The sequence below is a fragment of the Streptomyces sp. NPDC007905 genome (assembly GCF_042959345.1).
Lineage (GTDB): Bacteria > Actinomycetota > Actinomycetes > Streptomycetales > Streptomycetaceae > Streptomyces.
Genome location: NZ_JBIBKS010000013.1, coordinates 246,147 through 254,013, shown reverse-complemented (window position 1 = coordinate 254,013; position 7,867 = coordinate 246,147). Strand labels below are relative to the sequence as shown.

The 7,867-nt window shown below is 71.8% G+C and carries 6 protein-coding genes; 4 read left to right on the top strand and 2 right to left on the bottom strand.

The genetic code is table 11. The features are described from left to right. The first annotated feature begins 145 nt into the window (after window positions 1-145). On the top strand, window positions 146-1,156 hold the full coding sequence (locus ACFZDC_RS24130) for a DNA-3-methyladenine glycosylase family protein (RefSeq protein WP_391326917.1): 1,011 nt from the start codon (window positions 146-148) through the stop codon (window positions 1,154-1,156). Window positions 1,157-1,473: 317 nt separating this feature from the next. Here the strand turns inward: ACFZDC_RS24130 and ACFZDC_RS24125 are convergent, their stop codons facing one another. Continuing rightward, window positions 1,474-2,556: a sugar phosphate nucleotidyltransferase gene (locus tag ACFZDC_RS24125; protein WP_391326915.1), complete on the bottom strand. Its 1,083-nt coding sequence runs from the start codon at window positions 2,554-2,556 to the stop codon at window positions 1,474-1,476. Window positions 2,557-2,878: 322 nt separating this feature from the next. Beyond that, window positions 2,879-3,595: an N-acetylmuramoyl-L-alanine amidase gene (locus ACFZDC_RS24120; RefSeq protein WP_391326913.1), complete on the bottom strand. Its 717-nt coding sequence runs from the start codon at window positions 3,593-3,595 to the stop codon at window positions 2,879-2,881. Here ACFZDC_RS24120 and ACFZDC_RS24115 point away from each other — a divergent pair. The 3 genes from ACFZDC_RS24115 to ACFZDC_RS24105 all read left to right on the top strand — a co-directional run bounded on the left by ACFZDC_RS24115 (window position 3,585) and on the right by ACFZDC_RS24105 (window position 7,726). Further along, window positions 3,585-4,340: a TIGR03089 family protein gene (locus ACFZDC_RS24115; RefSeq protein ID WP_391326911.1), complete on the top strand. Its 756-nt coding sequence runs from the start codon at window positions 3,585-3,587 to the stop codon at window positions 4,338-4,340. The genes ACFZDC_RS24120 and ACFZDC_RS24115 overlap by 11 nt on opposite strands. Window positions 4,341-4,572: 232 nt before the next feature. Next, on the top strand, window positions 4,573-5,742 hold the full coding sequence (locus tag ACFZDC_RS24110; RefSeq protein ID WP_391326909.1) for an LCP family protein: 1,170 nt from the start codon (window positions 4,573-4,575) through the stop codon (window positions 5,740-5,742). A 229-nt stretch (window positions 5,743-5,971) separates the two neighbouring features. Continuing rightward, entirely contained in the window at window positions 5,972-7,726 is a 1,755-nt protein-coding gene (locus ACFZDC_RS24105) for an LCP family protein (protein ID WP_391326907.1), read from the top strand. Window positions 7,727-7,867 lie beyond the last annotated feature (141 nt).

Genomic DNA, 7,867 nt, shown 5'->3' with positions numbered 1-7,867 from the left:
AAGTCGACTGGCACTTCACCACCGACGACGCACGCGTGAAACTACGCCACCTCTACCCAACCACACAGCAAAACTAAGCCGCGACAATCTACTAGTCTCATAGGACAGCAGCCCCCGCAGCACCGGCACCCCTAGGACCTCATTCGTGGCAGGACGCTTCGCTCCTCGGCCCACGCGTACGACCGTGCGCGGTGGGGAGGTCGCCGTGCCCGGCGGGGTGCCGAGACAGGCCGCGGCCCCGGCCCGGGTAAGGCGCTGGGTACCCGAGGGGCCGCTCGACCTCGGCCTGGTGCTGGGTCCGCTGCGGCGCGGGCCCGCCGATCCCACGTTCCGGGCGACACGGGACGGATCCGTGTGGCGGGCCACCCGGACGCCCGCCGGCCCCGGGACGCTGCGGGTGTACGGCTGCGGCGGCGAGGTGCGCGGACAGGCGTGGGGGCCGGGCGCCGAGTGGCTGCTGGAGCAGTTGCCGGAGCTGCTCGGTGCAGCCGATGATCCGGACGCGTTCGTGCCCCGGCACCGAGTGGTGGCGCTGGCGCGGCACCGTCGGCCGGGGCTGCGGCTGACGCGGACCGGGCTGGTGCTGGAGTCGTTGATTCCGTCGGTGCTGGAGCAGAAGGTCACGACCGACGAGGCCTATCGGGCGTGGCGGTTGCTGGTGCGGAGGTTCGGGGAGCCGGCGCCGGGGCCCGCGGGGGCGGGCGAGCGCCCGATGTGGGTGATGCCCGCGCCGCGGACCTGGGCGCTGATTCCCTCCTGGGAGTGGCATCGGGCCGGGGTGGACGACAAGCGGGCGTCCACGATCCTGCGGGCCGTGCGGGTCGCCGCGCGGCTGGAGCAGGCGGTGGGGATGCCGGCGGCCGAGGCGCGGGCCCGGTTGGAGGTCGTGCCGGGGATCGGGCCGTGGACCTCGGCGGAGGTGGTGCAGCGCAGTCACGGGGCGGCGGATGCGGTGACGGTCGGGGATCTGCATCTGCCGGGGATCGTCGGCTGGGCGCTGGCGGGGGACCGGTATGCCGACGATGCGGAGATGCTGCGCTTGCTGGAGCCGTATGCGGGGCAGCGGCATCGGGCGGCTCGGTTGATCCTGCTGAGCGGGAACGCGCCCGCGCGGAGGGCACCGAAGATGCGTCGGGTGGACATCGGGTTGCTGTAGGGGGCTGCCTCGGCACCCTGTGCTGCGGCCTGCCGGGGGTGGGCATCGCTCACCCGCGCCGGTGGGGTGCCGCTGCGCCCATCCGGGCCGCCCCGGCGGCACGACTGCCCGCGGCCACGGGGCACCGCCACCGCCGCGGAACCCGGCCACAACCGCCCACAGCCCCCAAAGGGAGCGGCACGTGTGCCGACCCAGGGGCGCGGGAAACCGCGCGAGCGGCCACGGCGCAGCCGCGGACGACCCTCAGCCGGACGCGTGTGTGAGGGGGGACTGGGGGCGCGGTCCCCAAGGACAGCGCCCCCAGTCCACCCGCACGACTAGTGGTCGGAAGAGAACCGCACCGCCCCCGCCGGAATGCGGGCGTCGCACCACACCCGTACGCCTTCGCGCAGCTCGTTGTCGGGACCGACCACCGCGCCGTCGCCGATGACCGTGCCGGTGAGGACGGAGCGCTCGCCCACCCGGGCCCGGGTGCCGATGAGGGAGTCGGTGATGACGGCGCCGGGCTCGATGACGGCGCCGGGCAGGATCGTCGAGCCGAAGACCCGCGCGCCCTCCGCGACGAACGCGCCCTCGCCGACCACCGTGCCGCCCGTCAGCTTCGCCTGCGGGGCGACCGTCGCCGTGGGCAGGACCAGGAAGTCGCCGCAGCGGCCGGGGACGGCGGGGGACGGGGCCCGGCCCAGGACCAGGTCCGCCGAGCCGCGGACGAACGCCGCGGGGGTGCCCAGGTCGAGCCAGTACGTCGAGTCGACCATGCCTTGGAGGTGGGCCCCGGCCGACAGCAGTTCCGGGAACGTCTCGCGCTCCACCGACACCGGGCGGCCCTGCGGAATCGTGTCGATGACCGAGCGGCGGAAGACGTACGCCCCCGCGTTGATCTGGTCGGTGACGATCTCCTCGGGTGTCTGCGGCTTCTCCAGGAAGGCGAGGACACGGCCCGTCTCGTCGGTGGGAACGAGTCCGTACGCGCGCGGGTCCGTCACCTTCGTCAGGTGCAGGGAGACGTCCGCGCCCGTCGACTCGTGCGTGTCCACCAGGGCCCTGATGTCCAGGCCCGTCAGGATGTCGCCGTTGAAGATCAGCACAGGGTCGTCGGGGCCGGAGTGCAGACGCGAGGCCACGTTGCGGAGGGCGCCGCCCGTACCGAGGGGCTCGTCCTCGGTGACGTACTCGATGTGCAGGCCGAGGGAGGCGCCGTCGCCGAAGTAGGGCTCGAAGACCTCGGCGAGGTAGCTCGTCGCGAGGACGATGTGCTCCACGCCTGCCGCTCTGGCTCTCGCCAGTTGGTGCGTGAGGAACGGCACACCCGCCGCCGGGACCATGGGCTTCGGTGTGTGCACCGTGAGCGGGCGCAGCCGGGTGCCTTTGCCGCCGACCAGGAGGATCGCTTCTGTCACCTGTCGTCTCTGCTTCCTGCCGGGACCGGCCGAACTACTCGTTTCGGCCGGCCAGTGTATGCAGACCGTGCGACGGTGCCCTCGATGGCCGCGCGGTGTCCCGCGAGATCGGCGTCCGGTTTCCCCCAACCGCCCCCGCCGTCCCCCGAGCCTCCTCCACCCGCCCCCCGACGGCGGTGAACGCGCAGCCCCTGGCCCCGGCGCTCCCGGGCTCACCGCCCCTGGTAACGCGCCGCGCTGGAACGGGTCCTGGCGAGCTTGGCGTGGAGCCGCTCGCCCGGACACTCGGTGGCGAACCCGTCCCGATGGCCGGAGATCACGTTCAGTCGTACGTTCTTCCCCTTTGGGTAGAGATTGCCACCCCCCGACGCCAGATATGTCTTGGCGCGCGGATCGGCGCCGAAGAGGCCGAGCTTCCCCGCGGTGAGCCGGCGGCGGCCGTCACCGCGGTACCGGACGGCTTGGATGAGCCGTAGCCGCCGATCACCGCGGTGCCCATGCTGTTGGTGGTGAACCCGCGGATGTGAGCGCCCAGGACCGCCTTCGCCGCACCCCCGGCCCGGCCCTCGTAGAGGTTTCCGCACCTGTCGACGAGGAAGTCGTAGCCGCTGTCCCGCCGGCCCATGCTCTTGACGTGGTAGCGGTGGATACTCCGGATGACGGAGGGGGCCTGGGAGCAGGTGTGGTTGTCGCCTGAGGCGGTGTGGTGCACGAAGGCCGCCTTCACCTGCTTCGTGGAGACGAAGCCGGGCACCCGCAGTGACTCGTCCGCGCCCCAGCCGCGGCGCGTGACGATCCGCGGACGCGGTCCGATGCACGGCTTGGCGCGCGGGTCCCCGCCTTCGAGACGGGTCAGCTCCTGCTCGGTGGCCCACTTGCCCAGCTCGGGGATGCCTCGGGGCCCCGGCCCATGGCGGCCGTCCGCTCCGCTCGCGCGGGCGCGGCGGTCGGGGGCGGCGCCGACGAGAGCGCCGAACCGGTGGCGCCACCCTTCGGTGCGGCCGACGCCCCGGCGTACTCTTGCGCGCGTGAACGCCACCGATCGCACCCCTGCCGACCTGCTGCGTTCCGCGCTCGCCGCGGATCCCGGCCGCCCGCTGGTGACCTTCTACGACGACGCCACGGGCGAACGCGTCGAACTGTCCGTGGCCACCTTCGCCAATTGGGTGGCCAAGACCGCGAACCTCCTGCAGGGCGACCTGTCCGCCGGCCCCGGCGACCGGGTCGCGCTGCTGCTGCCCGCGCACTGGCAGACGGCCGTGTGGCTGCTCGCGTGCGCGTCGGTGGGGGCGGTGGCGGACGTGGCCGGGGACCCGGCGTCCGCCGACGTCGTCGTCAGCGGGCCGGATTCCCTGGAGGCTGCCCGGGCGTGCCGCGGGGAACGGGTCGCCCTCGCGCTCCGGCCGCTCGGCGGGCGCTTCCCGCAGCCGCCGGACGGCTTCGCCGACTACGCCGTGGAAGTGCCGAGCCAGGGCGACCGGTTCGCGCCGTACGCTCCGGTGGATCCGGAGGCGCCGGCGCTGATCGTCGCGGGAGCCGAGTTCAGTGGGGCCGAGGTCGTCGAGCGGGCCCTGGCCGACGCGCCGTCGCTGGATCTGACGGGGCCTGGATCGAGGTTGCTGTCGGGGCTGTCGTACGACACCTGGGAAGGGCTGAGCGCGGGGTTGTACGCGCCGCTGGCCGTCGGCGGCTCCGTGGTGTTGTGCCGGAATCTGGATCGGCTGGACGAGGAGAGCCTCGCCAAGCGGATGGAGAGCGAGCGGGTGACCGCTTCGCGTCACTGAGAGGGGGAGCGGGGACCGTACGGCGACTGCGGGCGTGGGGGCCGATGCCAGGGGCCGAGGTCGTCCGCGTACGCCGCAGGACGTCCGGGTCGCCGGTTCCGGGGATCCTCGCCCCCCTGGCGGCACTGCCGTCCCCCAGTTGGAGTAGCTGAGGGCGCCTTCCCCCGCCCTCCCGGCCATGGTCGTAAGAGCAGGACGTGACGCTCGTACGCCACGAGGGGATGGCTCCACCGTGACCGACACCGCAGGCAAGCCCCTCGGTCCCGGTCGCGGGTCCTCCGCCACTGGTGACGGGCTCCTACGGCGGCGTCGGCGGCGTTGGCTGCTGGGTTCGGCGCTGGCGGTGGGCCTGCTCGTCGTGGCGGCCACCGGAGCCGGCTGGGTGCTGTACGCGAAGCTCAGTGCCAACATCACCCCCGACGACGCGGCCGCCGCCGAACTCGCCCGGTACGAGCGGGAGCGGCCCACCGCGCTGGTGCGGGGCGCCCAGAACATCCTGCTGATCGGGTCGGACACGCGGGCCGGGGAGGGGAACCGGGAGTACGGGCGGGACCTGGGCAGCGAACGGTCCGACACCACGATCCTGCTGCATCTGGCCGCCGACCGGCGCAGCGCCACCGCCGTCTCGCTGCCCCGGGACCTGATGGTGGACATCCCCGGCTGCCGGCAGGAGGACGGCAGCCGCAGCGAGCCGGTGTTCGCGATGTTCAACCACGCCTTCCAGCTGGGCGGTTCGGCCTGCACCATCCGGACCGTCGAGAAGCTGACGGACATCCGCATCGACCATCACGTGGTGGTCGACTTCAGCGGGTTCAAGGAGATGGTCGACGCGGTCGACGGCGTGCAGGTGTGCCTGAAGGACCCCATCGACGACAAGGCCGCCAAGCTGAAGCTGCCGGCGGGCAGGGTGACGCTCGACGGGGAGCAGGCGCTCGGGTATGTACGCGCCCGCAAGTCGCTCGGTGACGGCAGCGACACCGAGCGGATGGAGCGGCAGCAGCGCTTCCTCGGCGCGCTGGTCAACAAGGCGTGGAGCAACGACGTCCTGCTGAACCCTGTGAAGCTCTACCCGGTGCTGGACGCGGCGACCTCCTCGCTCACCACCGATCCGGAACTGGCAAGTTTGCGCGGCTTGTACCAGTTGGTGCGCGGACTGCGTGACATCCCCACGGATCATGTGCAGTTCATGACGGTGCCGCGGGAGTCGTACGTCTACGACTCCAATCGCGACCAGCTCGTCGAGCCGGAGGCCGAGAAGCTGTTCGCGCGGTTGCGGGCGGATCAGCCCGTGGCGGTGACGAAGGACGGCTCGCCGGAGGTTGCGGGTGACGGGCCCCCGCACGACCCCTCCCCCACCCCTACCTTCCGCGGGAACACCGCCGCCGAGCACGCCTGCGCGTAACGGGCTCACCAAGGCGACGAACTTTTGTTCAGGAATATGAGGGGGATTGCCCAGTTGTAGGGAGGTGGAATTTGTCACCGGCGTCGCTCGACGCCGAACTGGGCCGATAGTGTGAGCGATCCGGTGCACCCGGCCACGAGGTCCGTCCTGGGGTCGTGCACTGATTCACCGAGACCCGAGCGCCTTGGGGGAAGGCGCCGCGTGGCCCCGACGGAGGATTCGGACAACCGTGGACGCGCAAGGCCGTGGGCGGGCGGACAACATCGATCCCGCAGACCAGTGGGTACTCAATCCGAACACCGGCGAATACGAACTGCGACTGAGCCCTTCCGCACCGCAGTCGCCGGTCCCCGGACCCCGGAGACCGAACCCCCGGGACACCGGTGGTCCGGCACGCGGCCGCGGTGACGCGGCGGCGGGCGGGACGCGGGAGGTGCGGCAGGCGAGCGGTGCGCAGGTACCGCCCCCGCGCCGCCGTCGGAGCGCCGAGCCCGAGCCGCCCCAGGGACGCCGCAACCGACGGCCGGTGAAGCAGAAGTCGAAGGCCAAGAAGGTGCTGGCGTGGACCGCCGGCGGCACGGCGTTCGTGCTGGTCGCCGTCGGCACGGCCGGCTACCTGTACCTCAAGCACCTCGAGGGCAACGTCACCACGACGGATGTCGGCAACGCGGCCAAGGACGGCTTCAGCAAGGACGACGCCTTCAACATCCTGATCATCGGCACCGACAAGCGCACCGGTAAGGGCAACAAGGGCTACGGTGACGCGAACAGCGTCGGTCACGCCGACACCAACATCCTGCTGCACGTCTCCAAGGACCGCACGAACGCGACCGCGTTGAGCATCCCGCGCGACCTGATCGTGAACGTGCCGGACTGCGAGACGATCCAGCCCGACGGCTCCGAGAAGGTCATCGCCGGGTCCCGCCAGGTGCGCTTCAACGAGAGCCTCGGCCAGGAGGGCCGCGACCCGGGCTGCACGATGCGCACGGTGAAGGAGGTCACCGGCATTACGCCCGACCACTTCGTGATGGTCGACTTCAATGCGGTGAAGACACTGACGACCGCGGTCGGCGGCGTTGACGTGTGCCTCACCCACGCGGTGAACGACCGGGACTCGCATCTCAAACTGCCCGCCGGCCCCTCGAAGGTCGAGGGCGAGCAGGCACTGGCGTTCGTCCGCACCCGTCACAGCTGGGGCAATGCCGGCGACCTGGACCGCATCAAGGTGCAGCAGCAGTTCATGGCCTCCTTGATGCGCAAGATGACCTCCGGTGACACGCTCAGCAACCCGTCCAAGCTGCTCAGCCTGGCGGAGGCGGCCACCAAGGCGCTCACCGTCGACAAGGGCATCGGCAAGGTGAGCACGCTCAAGGATGTCGCGCTGGAGCTGAAGAAGGTGCCGACGAAGCACATCTCGTTCGTCACGGTGCCCGTGCTCGACAACCCGGCCGACGGCATCCACCACAAGACGGTGATCGTCAACCCCGGCGCGGCCCCGGACGTCTTCGACGCCATCAAGAACGACGTCTCCTTCACCGAGGTGAAGAAGGAGGAGAAGGCGGCCAAGGACGCCCAGGCGGCCCGTCTGAAGGGCAGCAGGTCGGCCCCCTCCGAGGTGCGGGTGCGCATCCTCAACGGCGGCGCCGAGGGCGGCAGCGCGCAGGAGACCCTGCAGTGGCTGCAGAACGAGAAGGGCGTGCTCAAGTCGGAGAACGCGGGCAACGCGCCGGCGGAGCTGGCCAAGACCACGCTGGAGTACGCGCCCGCCCAGGCATCCCAGGCGCGGGAGCTGGCCGCCCTCATGGGCCTTCCCGGCTCCGCCCTCAAGCCGGGCCGGAGCGTGACCAACTCCCAGGGACTGCCCGAGATCACGCTGACCCTGGGCAAGGACTTCAAGGGCGCGGGAGCCTCCTTCTCCACCCCGCGGAAGCCGCCGAAGATCGACGACAAGACCACGGCGAACGAGGTCAAGTGCGCCGGCTGAGTCCGCGGCCGCGAGGATGCCGGTGCGCCGGCTGAGTCCGCAGCCGCGAGGATGCCGGTGCGCCGGCTGAGTCCGGCGGCCGCGAGGACGCCTCTGATCACGCTCCTGCCGGTCGAGGCACCGCCGGCGGCACGGCCGCCT